This is a genomic window from Klebsiella sp. 2680, assembly GCF_900198535.1.
GTDB classification, from domain to species: domain Bacteria; phylum Pseudomonadota; class Gammaproteobacteria; order Enterobacterales; family Enterobacteriaceae; genus Klebsiella; species Klebsiella indica.
On sequence record NZ_FZNJ01000011.1, the window covers coordinates 15,367 to 36,621 of the forward strand.

A 21,255-nucleotide genomic window follows, 5' to 3' on the forward strand; every position below is an offset into this window, starting at 1 on the left:
TTTGGAATGAGCTATGTCTGCAACAAAATTGACTCGCCGCGAACAACGCGCCCAGGCCCAACACTTTATCGACACCCTGGAAGGCACCGCCTTTCCGAACTCAAAACGTATTTATATTACCGGCTCACAACCGGACATCCGCATTCCGATGCGTGAAATCCAGCTAAGCCCCACGCTCATCGGCGGCAGCAAAGATAATCCGCAATACGAAGAGAACGAAGCCATCCCGGTCTATGACACCTCTGGCCCCTATGGCGATCCTGATATCGCCATTAACGTTCAGCAGGGGCTGGCAAAACTGCGTCAGCCCTGGATTGACGCTCGCGCAGACAGCGAAGAATTGACCGACCGTAGCTCGGCGTACACCAAAGAACGTCTGGCCGATGATGGGCTGGACGAGCTGCGTTTTACGGGGCTGCTCACGCCGAAGCGCGCCAAAGCGGGCAAGTGCGTAACGCAACTGCATTATGCGCGTCAGGGGATTGTGACCCCGGAAATGGAGTTCATCGCTATCCGTGAAAACATGGGGCGTGAGCGCATTCGCGGCGATGTGTTACGCCAGCAGCATCCGGGCGTTGGGTTTGGCGCGCGCCTGCCGGAAAACATCACGCCGGAATTTGTTCGTGACGAAGTGGCCGCCGGTCGCGCGATTATCCCGGCCAACATCAACCACCCGGAATCCGAACCGATGATCATCGGACGCAACTTCCTGGTGAAGGTCAATGCCAATATCGGCAACTCAGCGGTCACTTCCTCCATTGAAGAAGAGGTGGAAAAATTGGTGTGGTCAACACGCTGGGGCGCAGATACGGTGATGGACCTCTCAACCGGTCGCTATATTCACGAAACCCGCGAGTGGATACTGCGTAACAGCCCAGTACCGATCGGCACCGTGCCAATCTATCAGGCGCTGGAGAAAGTGAACGGGATCGCCGAAGATCTCACCTGGGAAGCCTTCCGCGACACGCTGCTGGAGCAGGCGGAACAGGGTGTCGATTACTTCACCATCCACGCGGGCGTACTGCTGCGCTATGTGCCAATGACCGCAAAACGTCTGACCGGTATCGTCTCGCGCGGCGGTTCGATCATGGCGAAATGGTGCCTCTCTCACCATCAAGAAAACTTCCTCTACGAGCACTTCCGCGAAATCTGCGAGATCTGCGCCGCTTACGATGTCTCGCTGTCGCTGGGCGACGGCCTGCGTCCGGGATCGATTCAGGATGCGAACGACGAAGCGCAGTTTGCCGAGCTGCACACGCTGGGCGAGCTGACCAAAATTGCCTGGGAGTACGACGTGCAGGTGATGATTGAAGGCCCAGGCCACGTACCGATGCAGATGATCCGCCGTAACATGACCGAAGAGCTGGAACACTGCTTTGAGGCGCCGTTCTACACCTTAGGGCCACTGACCACCGATATTGCGCCGGGCTACGACCACTTCACCTCCGGTATTGGCGCGGCAATGATTGGCTGGTTTGGCTGCGCCATGCTCTGCTACGTAACGCCAAAAGAGCACCTCGGCCTGCCGAACAAAGAGGATGTGAAACAGGGGCTGATCACCTACAAAATCGCGGCGCATGCCGCCGACCTGGCAAAAGGCCATCCTGGCGCGCAAATCCGCGATAACGCCATGTCGAAAGCCCGCTTTGAGTTTCGCTGGGAAGACCAGTTTAACCTGGCGCTTGACCCGTTCACCGCCCGCGCTTACCACGACGAAACGCTGCCGCAGGAGTCCGGTAAAGTGGCGCACTTCTGCTCCATGTGCGGGCCAAAATTCTGTTCAATGAAGATCAGCCAGGAAGTCCGCGACTACGCGGCGACACAGACCATCGAGGTCGGAATGGCGGATATGTCAGAAAACTTCCGCGCCAAAGGCGGTGAAATCTATCTCAGGAAGGAGGAAGCATAATGTATCAGCCCGATTTCCCATCCGTCCCTTTTCGTTTAGGGCTCTACCCGGTTGTTGATAGCGTAGAGTGGATCGAGCGCTTGCTGAGCGCAGGCGTTCGCACTATCCAGTTACGTATCAAGGATAGGCGCGACGAAGAGGTGGAGGACGATGTATCAGCCGCTATCGCGCTGGGCCGCCGCTACAATGCCCGCCTGTTCATCAATGACTACTGGCGACTGGCGATCAAACACAACGCTTATGGGGCGCATCTCGGCCAGGAGGATCTGGAAACCGCTGACCTCAGCGCAATCCGCAAGGCAGGGCTGCGTCTTGGCGTCTCCACCCACGATGACATGGAAATTGACATCGCGCTGGCGGCTCGCCCCTCCTATATCGCCCTCGGTCATGTTTTCCCGACGCAAACCAAACAGATGCCGTCCGCGCCACAAGGACTGGAACAACTGGCGCGCCATATTGAACGTCTTGGCGATTACCCCACCGTTGCCATCGGCGGGATCGGCCTCGAACGCGCTCCGGCGGTACTGGCAACCGGTGTTGGTAGTATCGCGGTCGTCAGCGCCATTACTCAGGCTGCTGACTGGTGTCAGGCAACGGCACAATTGCTGGAGATAGCGGGAGCCGGAGATGAATGACAGCGATTTTATGCGCTATAGCCGCCAGTTGCTGCTGGAGGATATCGCCATTGAAGGGCAGCAAAAATTGCTCGCCAGCCGGGTGTTAATCGTCGGCCTCGGCGGGCTGGGGTCACCTGCCGCTCTCTATCTGGCCGGGGCCGGTGTCGGCACGCTGGTACTGGCCGATGACGACAAAGTACACGTCAGTAACTTACAACGGCAAATTCTGTTCACCAGCGATGATATCGCCCAACCGAAAACCTCTGCCGCCAGGGCGCGGCTGGCGCAGCTCAATCCGCACATTGCGCTGGTGGCATTACAGCAGAGATTAAGCGGCCCGGCGCTGCGGGATGAAGTAACAAAAGCCGATGTCGTGCTGGACTGCACCGATAACATGGTCACCCGACAGGCCATCAATGCCGCCTGCGTCAGCCTTGCAACACCGCTGATTACCGCCAGCGCCGTCGGGCTTGGAGGCCAGTTGATGGTGCTGACGCCGCCATGGGAACAGGGTTGTTATCGCTGCTTATGGCCTAATGCAGCCGAACCCGAACGCAACTGTCGGACAGCGGGCATCATTGGCCCGGTTGTCGGCATGATGGGCACCTTACAGGCGCTGGAGACCATTAAGCTGCTCAGCGGTATGGCAGCGCCGCGTAATATTCTGCGCCTGTTCGATGCCCGCACCGGTAACTGGCGCACTCTCGCATTACAGCGTGCCCATGGATGTCCGGTATGTGGAGGTCAGCATGCGGGTGTGGTTTAACGATGAGCCGTTGCAGTGCGCCGAAGCGACCTCCGTCGCCGCCCTGCTTGCTCAACTGGAACAACAACAGCCAGGCGTCGCGCTGGCGCTCAATCAACAGATCCTGCCGCGCGATCGGTGGGAACATCATCTTCTGCAGGAAGGCGACCAAATCCTGCTTTTTCAGGTCATCGCTGGAGGCTGACATGTTACGTATTGCAGATAAAACTTTTACATCACATCTTCTTACCGGCACCGGTAAGTTCGCCACACCGGAAGTGATGGTGGAGGCGATACGCGCCTCCGGCAGCCAGCTGGTCACGCTGGCGATGAAACGCGTCGATCTGCGCCAGCATAATGACGCTATCCTCGCGCCGCTGCTGGCGGCAGGCGTCAGCCTGTTGCCCAATACCTCCGGGGCGAAAACGGCGGAAGAAGCCGTGTTCGCCGCCCGTCTGGCACGGGAAGCGCTGGCAACAAACTGGCTGAAACTGGAAATCCACCCGGATGCCCGTTGGTTGCTGCCAGACCCAATTGAAACCCTGAAAGCGGCGGAAATTCTGGTGCGTGAAGGCTTTGTCGTGCTGCCCTACTGCGGTGCCGACCCGGTATTGTGTAAACGTCTGGAAGAGGCAGGTTGTGCAGCGGTGATGCCGCTCGGTGCCCCTATCGGCTCCAATCAGGGACTGGAAACCAAAGCCATGCTGGAGATTATTATTGAGCAGGCCACGGTTCCGGTGGTGGTCGATGCCGGTATCGGCGTCCCCAGCCATGCGGCGCTGGCGCTGGAAATGGGTGCCGACGCGGTGCTGGTGAATACCGCCATCGCCGTCGCCGACGATCCGGTGGCGATGGCCCGCGCGTTCCGCCTGGCGATCGATGCCGGATTGCTGGCGCGACAAGCAGGTCCGGGTGCCCGCAGTGCCCTGGCACAGGCCACCAGCCCGCTAACCGGCTTTCTGGAGGCGCTGGCATGAAAACTTTCACTGACCGCTGGCGGCAACTGAACTGGGACGACATTCGCCTGCGTATCAACAGTAAAACACCGCGCGACGTTGAACGCGCGCTGGCGGCGAAACAACTCAGTCGCGACAATATGATGGCCCTGCTCTCCCCTGCCGCCGCTGGCTATCTTGAGCCTCTGGCCCAGCGCGCCCAGCGCCTTACGCGCCAACGTTTTGGCAATACCGTTAGTTTCTATGTCCCGCTCTATCTTTCCAATCTGTGCGCCAATGACTGCACCTACTGCGGCTTCTCAATGAGCAACCATATCAAGCGCAAAACCCTGGACGATGCAGAAATTGCTCGTGAGTGTGCGGCGATCCGCGAAATGGGCTTCGAGCATCTGCTGTTGGTCACCGGTGAACACCGGGGCAAAGTCGGCATGGATTACTTTCGACAGCATTTGCCCGCCATTCGCCGCCAGTTCGCCTCTTTGCATATGGAAGTACAGCCGCTGGCGACGGAAGAGTACGCCGAGCTGAAAACGCTTGGACTGGATGGGGTAATGGTCTATCAGGAGACTTACCATGAAAGTATCTATGCGAAACATCATCTGCGAGGGAAAAAACAGGATTTCTTCTGGCGGCTGGATACGCCGGACCGGCTCGGACAAGCGGGAATTGACAAAATTGGCATCGGCGCATTGATTGGTCTTTCCGACAGCTGGCGCGTGGATTGCTTTATGGTGGCGGAACACCTGTTGTGGCTGCAGCAGCACTACTGGCGCAGCCGTTACTCCATCTCTTTTCCGCGATTACGCCCTTGCGCCGGCGGTATCGAACCCGCGTCTCTGATGGATGAACGTCAACTGGTGCAAACCATTTGCGCTTTTCGCCTTTTGGCCCCGGAAATTGAGCTTTCGCTCTCGACCCGTGAGTCTTCCTGGTTCCGCGATCGGGTCATCCCGCTGGCGATTAACAATGTCAGCGCCTTTTCGAAAACTCAGCCCGGCGGTTATGCTGATAACCATCCTGAACTGGAGCAGTTCGCCCCCCACGATGAGCGCCGCCCTGAAGAGGTCGCCAGGGCGCTGGTTGCCAGCGGACTGCAGCCGGTATGGAAAGACTGGGATAGCTGGCTGGGACGCGCTTCCCAGTCATCATGAAGCGTGATGTAACTGACTGAAATCTTTCCGTGCCAGGTCGTAATAAGAGAAACGGGCGGTGGTGACCAGATGCCCGTTTCTCTATGGTGTTCTCGTCAGCAACGGATGCTGTCCAGGGCGAAATACCTCTCTTCCTCATTTTCGCCCTGCCCCCTTGCAATAACCCCGTGATATCGCAGATGTTCTCTGCAGAGATAGTGACAGCCATTCAGCGAAAGGGCTCGGATACTTCTGATGTTAGCAAAGAAGCGATGCCGACAGACTCAGCCAGCCTTACGCAGAGCACAATGCAAACTGTCTTACCAAAAAGAGTTCTGATGAATGGCAGCCCCTTCGTACTGCTCCAGGCGTTCCGTTGTTTTTAGTCGCAAAAAGAAACCGGTTTCATTATTTTGTGATGACTTACACACAATCACCGTAAAGCGGTTGTCCGTCCTGCGAGCCCGCGATAAACATGATTCATCAAGGAACATAAGGGCCACCCATTATGAAGAATATCGTTTTATGCTGTGCCGCAGGTATGTCCACCAGCATGTTGGTGCAACGCATGCAGGCGGCTGCACAACAAAAAGGTGTTGACGTCTCCATCAAAGCCGTACCGGTCGCCGAGTTTAAAGATAATCTTGCGGCAGCCGATATTATCCTGCTCGGCCCTCAGGTGAAGTACGAGCAAGCCAAACTACAGGCGCTGGCGGACCCGTTAGGAAAAAAAGTCGCCGTTATCGATATGATGGATTACGGCATGATGAAAGGTGATGCGGTGCTTGATAAAGCCCTGAAGCTGATGGAATAAGCGATGGAAGATTTAGAGACGATAATCATGGAGCTGCTGGTCAACGCAGGCGCAGCGCGCAGTTCTGCTTTAACCGCGCTGCAACTGGCGCGTAAAGGCGATTTTGCCGCAGCAGAGCAGGCCATGGCGGAGTCCCGTGAGTTTGTCAAACAGGCGCATAAAATTCAGACCCAGCTCATCGGCCTCGACGAAGGCAGCGGTAAGCTTCCGGTCAACCTGATTACCGTGCATTCTCAGGACCACCTGATGAATGCGATGGTCATTCAGGATCTGGCGACCGATATGATTGAGCTCTATCGCCGCCTGCCGCCCCCCCAATAATCCCTGTTCTTTAACAGGCGCCGCAAACGGCGCCTGCATTCTCCTAAAGAAAGCCGTACATCGCTGCAAACACCCAACCAAAGACACAAGAGACGCTGACGCCGATTAACCCGGGCAAAATAAAGCTATGGTTAATCACAAAGCGGCCAATATGCGTCGTACCTGAACGGTCGAACTGAATTGCCGCCAGATCGCTTGGGTAGGTCGGCAAAATATAGTAGCCATAGCAGGCGGGCGCGGAAGCAACGATATAGGCCGGGTCAACGCCAATCGCCAACGCGACCGGAACAATCGCCGCCAGCGCCGCCGCCTGGGAGTTAACAAACTTGGACACCAGCAGCAGAACGATAGCGTAGGCCCACGGATACTCTTTAACCATCTCTCCGAGCACGCCTTTAATTTCGCTCATATGGGCGCCGAACATGGTTTCCGCCATCCACGCAATGCCATACACCGCGACAATGGCGATCATCCCCGAACGGAAGACCTCATTTTTCGAAATCGACGCTGGATTGGTTTTGGTAATGATGATAATGAGCGCCCCGGAGAACAACATGAACATCTGGATCACCAGAACCATCGACAGCGGTTTGCCATCGAACGCCGGACGCAGTTCGGAAAAAGCGCCGAGTAAGGCGACAACCGCGATAGACGCAAGGAAAATCCACATTGCAATCCAGTTGCTGGTCGGCAGCTTTTTATCCAGCAACGTAGCCGTATCGCCATATACGTAATGGTGATTTTCCGGCACAGCAATAAAGGCCTGGAAAGCTTCGTCTTTATCCAGGTCCTTACCGCGGAACCAGCTAAAGATACCAATCGCCAGGATGCCCAGCAGCGTTGATGGAATGGTTATCGACAGCAGATCGAGAAACTCAAGGTGCCTGCCGTTAAAAGTAAAATTGCCAAGCATAGCCACCAGCGAGACGACCGCAACGGAAACCGGACTGGCAATAATGCCCATCTGGGCGCCAATCGAGCTTGCCGCCATCGGCCGCTCCGGGCGAATGTTATTTTTAATCGCAACGTCGTAAATAATCGGCAAGATAGTATAAACCACATGCCCGGTACCACAGAGTATCGTCAGCGTACAGGTGACGAATGGCGCCACGATCGAGACATATTTTGGGTTGCGTCGCAGAAGCTTTTCGGCAATCTGCAGCATAACATCTAAACCACCGGAAGCCTGTAGCGTCGCCGACGCGGCCACCACTGCGATAATCACCAGCATGACATCGATGGGTGGTTTACCCGGTTTTAGATGAAAGACAAAGACTAAAATAACCAGCCCTATGCCGCCTAACAGGCCGAGCGCAATGCCGCCTTTTCTCGCGCCATAGAACAGACAGATTAAGATAATAATGAGTTGTATAGTAAATTCCATGCATCCCCCAGAGGCTATGGCTATACACAAGACCTTTCAAGATGCATCGTGACCGCAAAGCAAGTAACAAATTCGTCGCAACGAATTTGACCGACCAGAAGCTCGCCTCCCGTGAGAGGCAAGCAATCTCCCATTTAATCGCGCCAGCATAAGATAACCAGGTGACTGGGATTTCAATGGGCAGTCACTAATGACACCGTTCGAACGATAACGCGTATATCCATTAAATAACGACAGTACTCCATTTTCCGCCTTGTTTTTATTTGCTCACCTCCTCCAGCCTACAGGCACAGCAATCCCCCTCAGTTGCGGTAAACTGAAAAGGATGAGGAAAAGTAATCACGTGATTATTTAATTTTTTTAACTATATAGAGTTTGCAAAACTTGTTTTTTGATACATGTAGAATTTTTATCTATTAATGAGCAACGGTCTAAAGAAATAGACAATATGCCAGTCACACTTCATGTTGCGTATGCGTTAACTGCGTCTCATCCCTGAGCTTCAGCCCCTTCAGTCCTACGCAATCACCGTGCAAATAATTAATCCCTTTCCGACCGCTCGAATTATTTAGCGTATATACCCGTCATACTTCAAGTTGCATGTGCGTTGGTTCCTCGTTCACCCCAGTCACGTACTGGAGTACGCTCCCGGGGATTCACTGCGTCGCCGCCTTCCTGCAACTCGAATTATTTAGCGTATAGATAATTATTGGATATGTTTTATTTGCTAATTAATTGCATTAACCATATTAATAAAATGTAATTCAAAGGTAGATAAAATAAATAAAGACGCTAATCGGTAGAATAGAAAAGGTGGCGGGTTTCATGTGCTGTTCTTGCATGCCGCTGTCAGTATGGTTACTGCATCAACACCGTTAAAAACGTGCAGCAATAAAAAAAGCCAGTCAGGAAACCTGACTGGCTTTTTAAGGGATTAGCGAATCAACGCTTAATCGTTATCGGAACCGCCCAGACCGGCGTTCAGCAGTTCTGCCAGGTTAGCAGACGCTTCTTCCACGCTCACCTGCGGTGCAGCCGGGAGTTCACCCGCAGCACGGCGGCGCATACGATCCTGGTGGTACGCATAACCGGTACCGGCCGGGATCAGACGACCCACGATAACGTTCTCCTTCAGGCCACGCAGTTCGTCGCGTTTACCCGCAACGGCTGCTTCGGTCAGGACACGCGTGGTCTCCTGGAACGATGCTGCAGAGATGAAGGACTCGGTTGCCAGAGACGCTTTGGTGATACCCAGCAGATCGCGGGAGAACGTTGCACCCACTTTGCCGTTCGCTTCCAGGTCGCGGTTAGCGATCTTGACGCGGGAGTATTCAACCTGCTCGCCTTCCAGGAAGTCGGAGCTACCTGCGTTTTCGATAGTGGCTTTACGCAACATCTGACGAACGATAACTTCGATGTGTTTATCGTTAATCTTAACGCCCTGCAAACGGTATACGTCCTGTACTTCGTTAACGATGTAACGCGTAACAGCATGAACACCACGCAGGCGCAGAATGTCGTGCGGCGCTTCCGGACCGTCGGAAACCACGTCACCACGTTCTACACGTTCACCTTCGAACACGTTGAGCTGACGCCATTTCGGAATCATCTCTTCGTACGGCTCGCTACCGTCTACCGGGGTGATAACCAGACGACGTTTACCTTTGGTTTCTTTACCGAAGGAAATGATGCCGCTGATTTCAGCCAGGATTGCCGGCTCTTTCGGACGACGCGCTTCGAACAGGTCAGCAACGCGCGGCAGACCACCGGTAATATCCTTGGTACCGCCGGATTCCTGCGGAACACGCGCCAGGGTGTCACCAGAACTGATCTGTACGCCATCTTCCAGCTGAACAATCGCTTTACCCGGCAGGAAGTACTGCGCAGGCATATCGGTGCCAGGGATCAGAACGTCGTTACCCTGAGCATCAACGATTTTCAGCGCCGGACGCAGATCTTTACCACCGCTAGTACGCTCTGCGGAATCCAGAACCACCAGAGAAGACAGACCGGTCAGCTCGTCAGTCTGACGCGTAATGGTCTGGCCGTCGATCATGTCAGTAAAGCGGACGAAACCACTGACTTCGGTGATAACCGGCATGGTGTGCGGGTCCCAGTTTGCAACGGTTTCGCCGCCGGCAACCTGCTCGCCATCACCTTTCGCCATAACAGAGCCGTAAGGCACTTTATAGCTCTCTTTGGTACGACCGAATTCGTCGATCAGTTTCAGCTCGGTGTTACGGGAGGTGATAACCAGTTTACCGCTGGAGTTCACAACCGACTTCGCATTGCTCAGACGGATGCTACCTTTGTTTTTCACCTGGATGCTGGATTCAGCAGCCGCACGAGATGCCGCACCACCAATGTGGAACGTACGCATCGTCAGCTGTGTACCCGGCTCACCGATGGACTGTGCCGCGATAACGCCGATGGCTTCACCTTTGTTGATGATGTGGCCACGCGCCAGGTCACGACCGTAGCAGTGCGCACATACACCAAAGTCGGTGTCACAGGATACAACGGAACGCACTTTAACGGCGTCAACAGAGTTCTCTTCCAGCAGGTCACACCACTGTTCGTGCAGCAGCGTGTTGCGCGGAACCAGAATATCTGCGGTGCCCGGCTTCAGTACGTCTTCAGCAGTCACACGACCCAGTACGCGATCGCGCAGCGGCTCTTTAACGTCGCCCCCCTCGATAACCGGCGTCATCAGGATACCTTCGTGCGTGCCGCAGTCGTCTTCAGTCACCACCAGATCCTGCGCAACGTCAACCAGACGACGAGTCAGGTAACCGGAGTTCGCTGTTTTCAGTGCGGTATCCGCCAGACCTTTACGCGCACCGTGCGTGGAGATGAAGTACTGGAGTACGTTCAGACCTTCACGGAAGTTCGCGGTGATTGGCGTTTCGATGATGGAGCCATCTGGCTTCGCCATCAGACCACGCATACCAGCCAGCTGACGAATCTGTGCCGCAGAACCACGCGCACCGGAGTCGGCCATCATGTAGATGCTGTTGAAGGAAACCTGCTGCTCTTCCTGACCGTCACGGTTAATCACGGTTTCGGTTTGCAGGTTGTCCATCATCGCCTTGGATACACGATCGTTCGCCGCAGCCCAGATATCGATAACTTTGTTATAGCGTTCGCCCGCGGTGACCAGACCAGACTGGAACTGTTCCTGGATCTCAGCAACTTCGGCTTCCGCTTCGGAGATGATCTCGTGTTTCTTCTCCGGGATAACCATATCGTCGATACCAACGGATGCACCTGAACGCGCTGCATAAGCAAAGCCGGTGTACATCGTCTGGTCCGCAAAAATAACGGTCGGTTTCAGGCCCAGAATACGGTAGCAGGTGTTCAGCATTTTGGAGATCGCTTTCTTGCCCAGCGCCTGGTTGACGATGGAGAAAGGCAGACCTTTCGGTACGATCATCCACAGAATGGCACGGCCAACGGTCGTGTCTTTCAGGCTGGTGTGCGCAACGAATTCGCCGTTAGCATCTTTTTCGTATTCAGTGATACGCACTTTAACGCGCGCATGCAGAGAGGCCAGGCCAGCGCGATAAATACGCTCAGCTTCTTTCGGGCCAGTCAGCACCATGCCTTCGCCTTTGGCGTTAACACAGTCACGGGTCATATAGTACAGACCCAATACCACGTCCTGAGACGGAACGATGATAGGTTCGCCGTTCGCCGGGGACAGGATGTTGTTGGTAGACATCATCAGCGCACGCGCTTCCAGCTGGGCTTCCAGCGTCAGCGGTACGTGAACAGCCATCTGGTCACCATCGAAGTCGGCGTTATATGCCGCACAAACCAGCGGGTGCAGCTGGATAGCTTTACCTTCGATCAGTACCGGTTCAAATGCCTGGATACCCAGACGGTGCAGTGTTGGCGCACGGTTCAACAGTACCGGGTGTTCGCGGATCACTTCATCCAGGATATCCCAAACGACAGCTTCTTCACGCTCAACCATTTTCTTCGCGGCTTTGATGGTGGTGGCGAGGCCACGCAGTTCCAGCTTGCCGTAGATGAACGGTTTGAACAGCTCCAGCGCCATTTTCTTCGGCAGACCGCACTGATGCAGACGCAGGTATGGACCTACGGTGATAACAGAACGACCGGAGTAGTCAACACGCTTACCGAGCAGGTTCTGACGGAAACGACCCTGTTTACCTTTGATCATGTCGGCCAAAGATTTCAGAGGACGTTTGTTAGAACCGGTGATCGCACGACCGCGACGACCGTTATCCAGCAGGGCGTCAACCGCTTCCTGCAGCATACGTTTTTCGTTGCGTACGATGATGTCCGGCGCAGCCAGATCCAGCAGACGTTTCAGACGGTTGTTACGGTTGATCACGCGACGATACAGATCGTTCAGATCCGACGTGGCGAAACGACCACCATCCAGCGGAACCAGCGGACGCAGGTCTGGCGGCAGAACCGGCAGAACGGTCAGGATCATCCACTCTGGTTTGTTACCAGACTGAACGAACGCTTCCAGCAGTTTGATACGCTTGGTCAGCTTTTTACGCTTGGTTTCGGAGTTGGTTTCTTCCAGCTCTTCACGCAGCGTTTCGCACTCTTGCTCCAGATCCATGCTTTTCAGCAGGGCCTGAATAGCTTCCGCACCCATCTTGGCGTCGAATTCGTCACCGAACTCTTCCAGCGCGTCCAGATACTGTTCTTCAGTCAGGATCTGCTGGCGTTCCAGGTTAGTCATACCGCCTTCGATAACCACATAGGATTCGAAGTACAGTACGCGTTCGATATCGCGCAGCGGCATATCGAGCAGCAGGCCGATACGAGACGGCAGAGATTTCAGGAACCAGATGTGAGCAGTCGGAGACGCCAGCTCGATGTGGCCCATACGCTCACGGCGTACTTTAGTCTGGGTCACTTCAACGCCACACTTCTCACAGATCACACCACGGTGTTTCAGGCGCTTGTACTTACCGCACAGGCATTCGTAATCTTTTACCGGCCCGAAGATACGGGCGCAGAAAAGGCCGTCACGCTCAGGCTTGAACGTACGGTAGTTGATGGTTTCCGGCTTTTTAACTTCACCGAAAGACCATGAACGGATCATGTCTGGCGAAGCCAGAGCAATTTTGATCGCATCAAACTCTTCGGTTTTAGTTTGCGCTTTCAGAAACTTTAATAAGTCTTTCACGGATTTGCTCCCGTCGGAGTTAGCACATTCCGCTGCCGGGTATTACCCCGGCAGCAGTGACCTGTTTGAGCGAGAATTACTCGTCTTCCAGTTCGATGTTGATACCCAGCGAACGAATCTCTTTCAACAATACGTTGAAGGATTCCGGCATGCCCGGTTCCATCTGATGGTTGCCGTCCACGATGTTCTTATACATCTTAGTACGGCCGTTCACGTCATCAGACTTAACGGTGAGCATTTCCTGCAGGGTGTATGCTGCGCCGTATGCTTCCAGCGCCCACACTTCCATCTCCCCGAAGCGCTGACCACCGAACTGCGCCTTACCACCCAGCGGCTGCTGAGTAACCAGACTGTAAGAACCGGTAGAACGCGCATGCATTTTGTCATCGACCAGGTGGTTCAGTTTCAGCATGTACATGTAGCCAACAGTGACCTGGCGTTCGAACTTCTCACCAGTACGACCGTCGAACAGGGTGATCTGACCGGAGGTCGGCAGGCCGCCCAGCTGTAACAGTTCCTTGATTTCAGACTCTTTCGCACCGTCGAATACCGGCGTTGCGATCGGCATACCTTTACGCAGATTTTCAGCCAGACGCAGAACTTCTTCATCGCTGAAGGTATTCAGGTCAACTTTCTGACGAACGTCTGCGCCCAGATCGTACGCACGCTGGATGAATTCGCGCAGTTTCGCGACTTCCTGCTGCTGCTTGATCATCGCGTTGATCTTATCGCCGATGCCTTTCGCAGCCATACCCAGGTGGGTTTCCAGGATCTGACCGATGTTCATACGAGACGGTACGCCCAGCGGGTTCAGTACGATGTCTACCGGCGTGCCGTTTTCATCGTAAGGCATATCTTCGATCGGGTTGATCTTAGAGATAACACCCTTGTTACCGTGACGACCTGCCATTTTGTCACCAGGCTGAATCTGACGTTTAACAGCCAGATATACCTTAACAATCTTCAGCACGCCCGGTGCCAGATCGTCGCCCTGGGTGATTTTGCGGCGTTTCGCTTCGAGTTTTTTCTCGAACTCGTGTTTCAGTTCGTCATACTGCTCAGCCAGCTGTTCCAGCTGATTTTGTTTCTCTTCGTCGGTCAGGCCCAGTTCCAGCCAGCGATCGCGCGGCAGTTTGTCCAGCTTCTCAGCTTCAATGCCGCCAGCGACCAGTACCGCGTAGATACGGCCAAACAGACCAGCTTCGAGGATCTGCAATTCTTCAGACAGGTCTTTCTTCGCCTGCTTCAGCTGCATCTCTTCGATTTCCAGCGCACGTTTGTCTTTCTCTACGCCATCGCGAGTAAAGACCTGAACGTCGATAATGGTACCGGAAACACCGTTTGGTACGCGCAGAGAAGAGTCTTTAACATCAGACGCTTTCTCACCGAAGATCGCGCGCAGCAGTTTCTCTTCCGGCGTCAGCTGGGTTTCACCTTTCGGCGTTACCTTACCGACCAGAATGTCGCCGCCGGTCACTTCCGCACCAATATAAACGATACCGGATTCATCCAGTTTAGAGAGCGCAGCTTCACCCACGTTCGGGATATCAGCGGTAATCTCTTCCGGCCCCAGCTTGGTGTCACGGGACACACAGGCCAGTTCCTGAATATGGATGGTGGTGAAACGGTCTTCCTGGACAACACGCTCAGAAACGAGGATGGAGTCTTCGAAGTTGTAACCGTTCCACGGCATGAACGCGACGCGCATGTTCTGACCCAGCGCCAGTTCACCGAGGTCGGTGGACGGACCGTCAGCCAGCACATCGCCGCGATCAACCGGCTCACCCAGAGAAACGCACGGCATCTGGTTGATGCAGGTGTTCTGGTTAGAGCGGGTGTATTTGGTCAGGTTATAGATGTCGATGCCTGCTTCGCCCGGGTACATCTCGTCTTCGTTAACTTTAATAACGATACGGGACGCATCCACGTACTGAACGGTACCACCACGTTTCGCAACCGCGGTTACACCGGAGTCAACGGCAACAGCACGTTCCATACCGGTCCCCACCAGCGGCTTATCGGCGCGCAGAGTTGGAACCGCCTGACGTTGCATGTTCGCACCCATCAATGCACGGTTGGCGTCATCGTGTTCCAGGAACGGGATCAGGGACGCACCGACGGAAACCACCTGCTGGGTGGAAACGTCCATGTAGTCAACCTGGTCGCGGCTGAACAAGCTGGATTCGCCTTTGCTACGGCAGGTAACCAGATCTTCTACAAAGTGGCCTTCATCATCCAGGTTGGAGTTCGCCTGAGCGATAACGAAATTACCTTCTTCGATAGCAGACAGGTAATGAATTTCGTCAGTCACCACGCCGTCGGTAACTTTACGATACGGCGTCTCAAGGAAACCGTATTCGTTAGTCTGTGCGTACACGGACAGGGAGTTGATCAGACCGATGTTCGGACCTTCAGGCGTTTCGATAGGACACACGCGACCGTAGTGAGTCGGGTGTACGTCTCGAACTTCAAAGCCTGCGCGTTCACGGGTCAGGCCGCCAGGGCCGAGAGCGGAGATACGACGTTTGTGCGTAATCTCAGACAGCGGGTTGTTCTGGTCCATAAACTGAGACAGCTGGCTGGAGCCGAAGAACTCTTTCACTGCCGCAGAAATCGGTTTGGCGTTGATCATGTCCTGAGGCATCAGGGTATCCAGATCGCCCAGAGACAGACGCTCTTTCACCGCGCGCTCAACGCGCACCAGGCCAACGCGGAACTGGTTTTCCGCCATTTCGCCTACGGAACGGATACGACGGTTGCCGAGGTGGTCGATATCGTCGACTTCGCCTTTACCGTTGCGGATATCAATGAGCTTCTTCATCACGTCAATGATGTCGTCTTTGCTCAGGATACCGGAACCTTCAATTTCGTCGCGCAGCAGAGAACGGTTGAACTTCATACGACCAACCGCAGACAGATCATAGCGGTCTTCGGAGAAGAACAGGTTCTCAAACAGGCTTTCAGCCGCTTCACGCGTCGGCGGCTCACCCGGGCGCATCATGCGGTAGATTTCTACCAGCGCGCTCAGACGATCGTTGGTCGGGTCGATACGTACCGTTTCAGAAATGTACGGGCCGTGATCCAGATCGTTGGTGAACAGGGTTTCGATGCGCTTGTGACCAGACTGACTCAGCTTCGCCAGCAGATCCAGGCTCAGCTCCATATTCGCTGCGCAGATCAGTTCGCCAGTGGATTCATCAACGTAGTCTTTAGACGCCACTTTACCCGCGATGTACTCAACCGGAACTTCGATATGTTTGATATCGTCTTTTTCCAGCTGACGAATATGGCGCGCAGTAATGCGACGACCTTTTTCGACGTACACTTTGCCGTTGGCTTCAATATCAAAGGAGGCGGTTTCACCACGCAGGCGTTCCGGCACCAGTTCCATCTGCAGCTTGTTGTCGCGGATCTCAAAGACCACTTTTTCAAAGAACAGATCCAGAATCTGCTCAGTGGTGTAGTTCAGCGCCCGCAGAATGATGGTGGCTGGCAGCTTACGACGGCGGTCAATACGCACAAACAGACTGTCTTTCGGGTCGAACTCAAAGTCCAGCCAGGAACCACGGTAAGGAATAATACGCGCGTTATACAGGACCTTACCGGAAGAGTGGGTCTTACCTTTATCACTGTCAAAGAAGACGCCCGGACTACGGTGCAACTGAGAAACGATAACACGCTCAGTACCATTGATAACAAAGGTACCGTTGTCGGTCATGAGCGGAATTTCGCCCATGTAGACTTCTTGTTCTTTAATGTCCTTAACGGTGCCTTCCGGCGCTTCGCGCTCGTAGATCACCAGACGCAGTTTGACACGCAGCGGTGCCGAGTAGGTCACGCCACGGATCTGACATTCTTTAACGTCAAAAACGGGCTCGCCCAGACGGTAGCTGACGTATTGCAGCTCAGAATTACCGCTGTAGCTCTTAATCGGAAATACGGAACGGAAAGCCGCTTCCAGACCGTACTGCCCTTCAGGATCTTGCTCGATAAACTTCTGAAACGAGTCAAGCTGGATAGAAAGGAGATAAGGTACATCCAGAACTTGTGGACGTTTACCAAAATCCTTACGAATACGTTTTTTCTCGGTATAGGAGTAAACCATAGGGTTCCTCAGCTCGCTGACAAGTCGACCCATCTGCCTACATAAGGCAGTTTTTTATGCAACACTATTTTGTTGACCGGAAAATGGAACACTTTCCGCAATACCTGTTTCTATCACGCTTAAATCATTTCATTGCGATTTACACAGCCCAGGAATCTGACCTGTCGCAGTATATTAAGTCGTCGATAGAAACAAGCATTGAAAGGCACAGCAGTAGTCAAACAGTGAGAAACGCTACTGGCGCCTTACAGCGCAAAAAGGCTGGTGACTAAAAAGTCACCAGCCATCAGCCTGATTTCTCAGGCTGCAACCGGAAAGGTTGGCTTATTTAACTTCAACTTCAGCGCCAGCTTCTTCCAGAGATTTTTTCAGTGCTTCAGCGTCATCTTTGCTCACGCCTTCTTTCAGGGCAGCCGGAGCAGATTCTACCAGGTCTTTAGCTTCTTTCAGACCCAGGCCAGTTGCGCCACGTACTGCTTTGATAACAGCAACTTTGTTAGCGCCAACAGCTTTCAGAATTACGTCGAATTCAGTTTTTTCTTCAGCAGCTTCAACCGGGCCAGCAGCTACAGCGACAGCAGCAGCAGCGGAAACACCGAATTTTTCTTCCATTGCAGAGATCAGTTCTACAACGTCCATTACGGACATAGCGGATACTGCTTCAATGATTTGATCTTTAGTGATAGACATTTAAATTGTTCCTGAATATCAGAATAAGTTTATACGTAAGCGAGCGTTTTACAAAGATAACTGCGATTAAGCAGCTTCTTTCGCATCGCGTACAGCAGCCAGAGTACGAACCAGTTTGCCAGCCGAAGCTTCTTTCATGGTTGCCATCAGGCGTGCAATTGCTTCTTCGTAGGTCGGCAGAGTTGCCAGGCGGTCGATCTGCGACGCCGGGATCAGCTCACCTTCAAAGGCAGCGGCTTTGACCTCAAATTTTGCATTCGCTTTCGCGAACTCTTTGAACAGACGAGCAGCAGCGCCCGGGTGTTCCATAGAGTATGCAATCAGGGTCGGACCAACAAACGTGTCTTTCAGGCACTCAAATGGAGTACCTTCAACGACGCGGCGCAGCAGGGTGTTACGAACAACACGCATGTAAACGCCAGCTTCACGACCTGCTTTACGCAGTTCAGTCATTTTATCTACAGTTACGCCACGGGAATCCGCAACTACTGCAGACAGCGCGCCTTTGGCTACTTCGCTGACTTCAGCAACAATCGCTTGTTTGTCTTGAAGATTTAAAGCCATTAGCTTTGCTCCTGGATGTTTGCCGGAACTCATGTTCCGGAACTCACTTCACTCTCCTCAACGAGAAGAGCGTCTTAATACGGTGAGCAGAAACAAGCCAGAGTATAAAAAAATAATCTTAGCGTTCTGTCACCGTCTACGCAGGGCATTAAGTTTCTTACGAAACACCTGCGGTCTTCGACGGAGGCCTGGATAGGCCAACGACAAAATTCTTTCTATGACTCGCATAGATATCTGCTATTTGCAGAAACGTGGGGGTAAGATTGTAGACAAATCCACCGCCCACGTAAAGGCGAATATTAGTTCGCAACAGTCGCAGTCAAACCGGACTGATCAACGGCAACGCCAGCACCCATGGTGGTGGAGATGCTAACTTTCTTGATGTACACGCCTTTCGCCTGAGTCGGTTTTGCTTTTTTCAGCGCAACCAGCAGAGCTTCCAGGTTTTCTTTCAGTTTGTCAGCGTCAAAGTCCACTTTACCGATGGTGGTGTGGATGATGCCGTTTTTGTCGTTACGGTAACGAATCTGACCGGCTTTAGCGTTCTTAACCGCTTCAGCAACGTTCGGCGTTACGGTACCTACTTTCGGGTTTGGCATCAGGCCACGCGGACCGAGAACCTGGCCCAACTGGCCAACAACGCGCATTGCATCCGGAGAAGCAATAACAACGTCAAAATTCATTTCGCCTTTTTTGATCTGGTCAGCCAGATCTTCCATACCTACCAGTTCCGCGCCAGCAGCTTTCGCGGCTTCAGCGTTCGGGCCCTGAGTAAATACGGCTACGCGAACGGAACGGCCAGTACCGTGCGGCAGTACAGTTGCGCCACGGACGTTCTGGTCAGATTTACGTGCGTCGATACCGAGATTAACGGCAACGTCTACGCTTTCAACGAACTTAGCGGTAGCCAGTTCTTTCAGCAGCGCGATCGCTTCGTTGATATCGTACTGTTTGGTCGCATCAACTTTCTCGCGAATCACGGACATGCGCTTGGTCAGTTTAGCCATTTCTTAGTCCTCCACTACCAGGCCCATGGAACGTGCAGTACCTTCGATGGAGCGAGTCATCGCTTCAATATCGGCACCTGTCATGTCGGCAGCTTTGGTCTGCGCGATTTCCTGCAGCTGAGCGCGGGAAATTTTACCCACTTTGTCTTTGTTCGGCTTACCAGAACCAGACTTGATACCCGCCGCTTTTTTCAGCAGAACGGCTGCCGGAGGCGTTTTGGTAACGAAAGTGAAAGAACGGTCAGCATAAACGGTAATAACAACCGGAATCGGCAGACCTTTTTCCAGGGATTCAGTTTTAGCGTTGAACGCCTTGCAGAATTCCATGATGTTCACGCCCTGCTGACCCAGTGCTGGACCAACCGGCGGGCTCGGGTTTGCCATACCAGCTGCAACCTGCAGCTTGACGTAGGCTTGTACTTTCTTAGCCATTGCAATTTCCTCGTTTGGGTATAACGCCTGAAAACAGGCTCCCCGTGATATAAAAAATCGTTTTATGGGCCAGACCCATAAAAACAAAAGGCGCGAAATTGTATATCAATTCCGCGCCTCATGCAACGATTAAATCGCTGCTTTTTTGATCGGCAGTTAAGCTTTCTCGACCTGGGCAAAGTCCAGTTCAACTGGCGTCGCACGACCGAAGATAGAAACGGATACCTTCAGACGGGATTTCTCGTAATCGACTTCTTCAACTACGCCGTTAAAGTCGGCAAATGGGCCATCGCTAACGCGTACCATTTCACCCGGTTCGAACAACGTTTTCGGACGCGGTTTATCACCAACCTGTTGCAGCCGGTTCATAATCGCATCGACTTCTTTGTCGCTGATTGGCGCCGGGCGGTCAGACGTACCACCGATAAAACCCATCACACGCGGTACGCTGCGCACCAGGTGCCAGCTTGCATCGTTCATCACCATCTGGACCAGCACGTAACCCGGGAAGAATTTGCGCTCGCTTTTGCGACGCTGACCACCACGGATTTCGACCACTTCTTCGGTCGGCACCATGACTTCACCAAACAACTCTTCCATATTGTGTAATTTGATATGCTCACGCAGCGAGGTTGCTACGCGGCCTTCAAAACCGGAAAACGCCTGAACGACGTACCAGCGCTTTTTAGGAGCTTCAGACATCTCAGAACCTCAGGCCAGTGATAAAAGATACCAGGCGAACCAGAATACCATCCAGTCCCCACAGGATCAGTGACATTACTGCGGTAACCGCAGCCACAATCAGCGTGGTGTGCAATGTTTCCTGGCGAGTCGGCCAAATGACCTTACGGACTTCGGTACGCGCTTCACGGGCAAAAGCAACCGTTGCTTTACCTTTTGTCGTCAACAGCGCGACACCGCCTGCCGCAGCAATCAGAATCACTACCGCCAGCGCGCGTATTGCCAGCATAATGTCACGATAAAGGAAGTTGCCAACAATGGCCACAATCAGCAGCACGGCAACGATCGCCCACTTCATCGCTTCCAGGCCGCGCCCGCTTCCTTGAGCTTCGGTATTCGCACTCATAAACCAACCTGTCAGAAGTATTCTACAAACATTTTCACCCCGCGTATGCGAGGCAATCCAAACCGAAATGCTCTGTGCGTTTCGGACTTAACGCCCTCTTCAGAGCCTGTCTCAGCAATGATTATGAACCAAAAAATCACTGATGAGCCAGGTTCTGCTGTGAAAGCGTACAAAAAGGGCATCAAATGATGCCCTTTTATTGCGCATTGCGTCAAATGTTATCAGCAATTAGCCGAGAACTTTCGCAACCACGCCTGCGCCAACGGTACGGCCACCTTCACGGATTGCAAAACGCAGACCGTCGTCCATCGCGATCGGGTG

The 21,255-nt window shown here is 53.6% G+C and carries 18 protein-coding genes; 8 read left to right on the top strand and 10 right to left on the bottom strand.

Annotation, left to right across the window (positions count from 1 at the left end):
- Nucleotides 1–13: 13 nt before the first annotated feature.
- The 8 genes from thiC (at nt 14) to FN037_RS24200 (ending at nt 6,492) form a co-directional block, all read left to right on the top strand.
- On the top strand, nt 14–1,909 hold the full coding sequence (gene thiC, locus FN037_RS24165; RefSeq protein ID WP_142503339.1) for a phosphomethylpyrimidine synthase ThiC: 1,896 nt from the start codon (nt 14–16) through the stop codon (nt 1,907–1,909).
- Nucleotides 1,909–2,544: a thiamine phosphate synthase gene (gene thiE, locus FN037_RS24170; protein WP_142503340.1), complete on the top strand. Its 636-nt coding sequence runs from the start codon at nt 1,909–1,911 to the stop codon at nt 2,542–2,544. The genes thiC and thiE overlap by 1 nt, the downstream gene beginning before the upstream one ends.
- Nucleotides 2,537–3,292 (top strand): HesA/MoeB/ThiF family protein, encoded by a 756-nt coding sequence (locus FN037_RS24175; protein ID WP_138362639.1) that lies wholly within the window; start codon nt 2,537–2,539, stop codon nt 3,290–3,292. The genes thiE and FN037_RS24175 overlap by 8 nt, the downstream gene beginning before the upstream one ends.
- On the top strand, nt 3,276–3,476 hold the full coding sequence (gene thiS / locus FN037_RS24180; protein WP_142503341.1) for a sulfur carrier protein ThiS: 201 nt from the start codon (nt 3,276–3,278) through the stop codon (nt 3,474–3,476). The genes FN037_RS24175 and thiS overlap by 17 nt, the downstream gene beginning before the upstream one ends.
- A gap of 1 nt (nt 3,477) precedes the next feature.
- The gene (gene thiG / locus FN037_RS24185) at nt 3,478–4,248 is read left to right on the top strand and encodes a thiazole synthase (protein WP_138362637.1); all 771 of its coding nucleotides are present in this window, start codon (nt 3,478–3,480) and stop codon (nt 4,246–4,248) included.
- Nucleotides 4,245–5,378, top strand: coding sequence for a 2-iminoacetate synthase ThiH (gene thiH / locus FN037_RS24190; RefSeq protein WP_142503342.1), 1,134 nt, complete (start codon nt 4,245–4,247; stop codon nt 5,376–5,378). Before thiG ends, thiH begins: the two co-directional genes overlap by 4 nt.
- Before the next feature lie 487 nt (nt 5,379–5,865).
- Nucleotides 5,866–6,171, top strand: a complete 306-nt coding sequence (locus FN037_RS24195) for a PTS sugar transporter subunit IIB (protein ID WP_138362635.1) — start codon at nt 5,866–5,868, stop codon at nt 6,169–6,171.
- A 3-nt stretch (nt 6,172–6,174) separates the two neighbouring features.
- A complete protein-coding gene (locus tag FN037_RS24200) occupies nt 6,175–6,492 on the top strand; it encodes a PTS lactose/cellobiose transporter subunit IIA (RefSeq protein ID WP_138362634.1) in 318 nt (105 codons plus the stop codon).
- Between the two features lie 43 nt (nt 6,493–6,535).
- Here FN037_RS24200 and dcuB read toward each other — a convergent pair whose 3' ends face one another.
- The 10 genes from dcuB to FN037_RS24255 form a co-directional block, all read right to left on the bottom strand.
- Nucleotides 6,536–7,876 carry an anaerobic C4-dicarboxylate transporter DcuB gene (dcuB, locus tag FN037_RS24205; protein ID WP_138362633.1) on the bottom strand — a complete coding sequence of 447 codons (1,341 nt, stop codon included), beginning with the start codon at nt 7,874–7,876 and terminating at the stop codon, nt 6,536–6,538.
- Between the two features lie 949 nt (nt 7,877–8,825).
- On the bottom strand, nt 8,826–13,049 hold the full coding sequence (gene rpoC, locus FN037_RS24210; protein WP_142503343.1) for a DNA-directed RNA polymerase subunit beta': 4,224 nt from the start codon (nt 13,047–13,049) through the stop codon (nt 8,826–8,828).
- 76 nt (nt 13,050–13,125) lie between these two features.
- Nucleotides 13,126–17,154, bottom strand: a complete 4,029-nt coding sequence (gene rpoB, locus FN037_RS24215; RefSeq protein WP_142503344.1) for a DNA-directed RNA polymerase subunit beta — start codon at nt 17,152–17,154, stop codon at nt 13,126–13,128.
- A 324-nt stretch (nt 17,155–17,478) separates the two neighbouring features.
- Nucleotides 17,479–17,844, bottom strand: a complete 366-nt coding sequence (rplL, locus tag FN037_RS24220; RefSeq protein WP_138362630.1) for a 50S ribosomal protein L7/L12 — start codon at nt 17,842–17,844, stop codon at nt 17,479–17,481.
- A gap of 66 nt (nt 17,845–17,910) precedes the next feature.
- Nucleotides 17,911–18,408, bottom strand: a complete 498-nt coding sequence (rplJ, locus tag FN037_RS24225) for a 50S ribosomal protein L10 (RefSeq protein WP_004097644.1) — start codon at nt 18,406–18,408, stop codon at nt 17,911–17,913.
- A 299-nt stretch (nt 18,409–18,707) separates the two neighbouring features.
- Nucleotides 18,708–19,415, bottom strand: a complete 708-nt coding sequence (gene rplA, locus FN037_RS24230; RefSeq protein WP_138362629.1) for a 50S ribosomal protein L1 — start codon at nt 19,413–19,415, stop codon at nt 18,708–18,710.
- A gap of 3 nt (nt 19,416–19,418) precedes the next feature.
- Complete coding sequence (gene rplK / locus FN037_RS24235) at nt 19,419–19,847, bottom strand: 50S ribosomal protein L11 (protein ID WP_008503452.1); 429 nt, start codon at nt 19,845–19,847, stop codon at nt 19,419–19,421.
- A gap of 156 nt (nt 19,848–20,003) precedes the next feature.
- Nucleotides 20,004–20,549 carry a transcription termination/antitermination protein NusG gene (nusG, locus tag FN037_RS24240; protein ID WP_002438628.1) on the bottom strand — a complete coding sequence of 182 codons (546 nt, stop codon included), beginning with the start codon at nt 20,547–20,549 and terminating at the stop codon, nt 20,004–20,006.
- A gap of 1 nt (nt 20,550) precedes the next feature.
- Nucleotides 20,551–20,934: a preprotein translocase subunit SecE gene (gene secE / locus FN037_RS24245; RefSeq protein WP_138362628.1), complete on the bottom strand. Its 384-nt coding sequence runs from the start codon at nt 20,932–20,934 to the stop codon at nt 20,551–20,553.
- A gap of 228 nt (nt 20,935–21,162) precedes the next feature.
- The coding region (locus FN037_RS24255) for an elongation factor Tu (RefSeq protein WP_072098208.1) at nt 21,163–21,255 on the bottom strand (93 nt) is incomplete at its 5' end.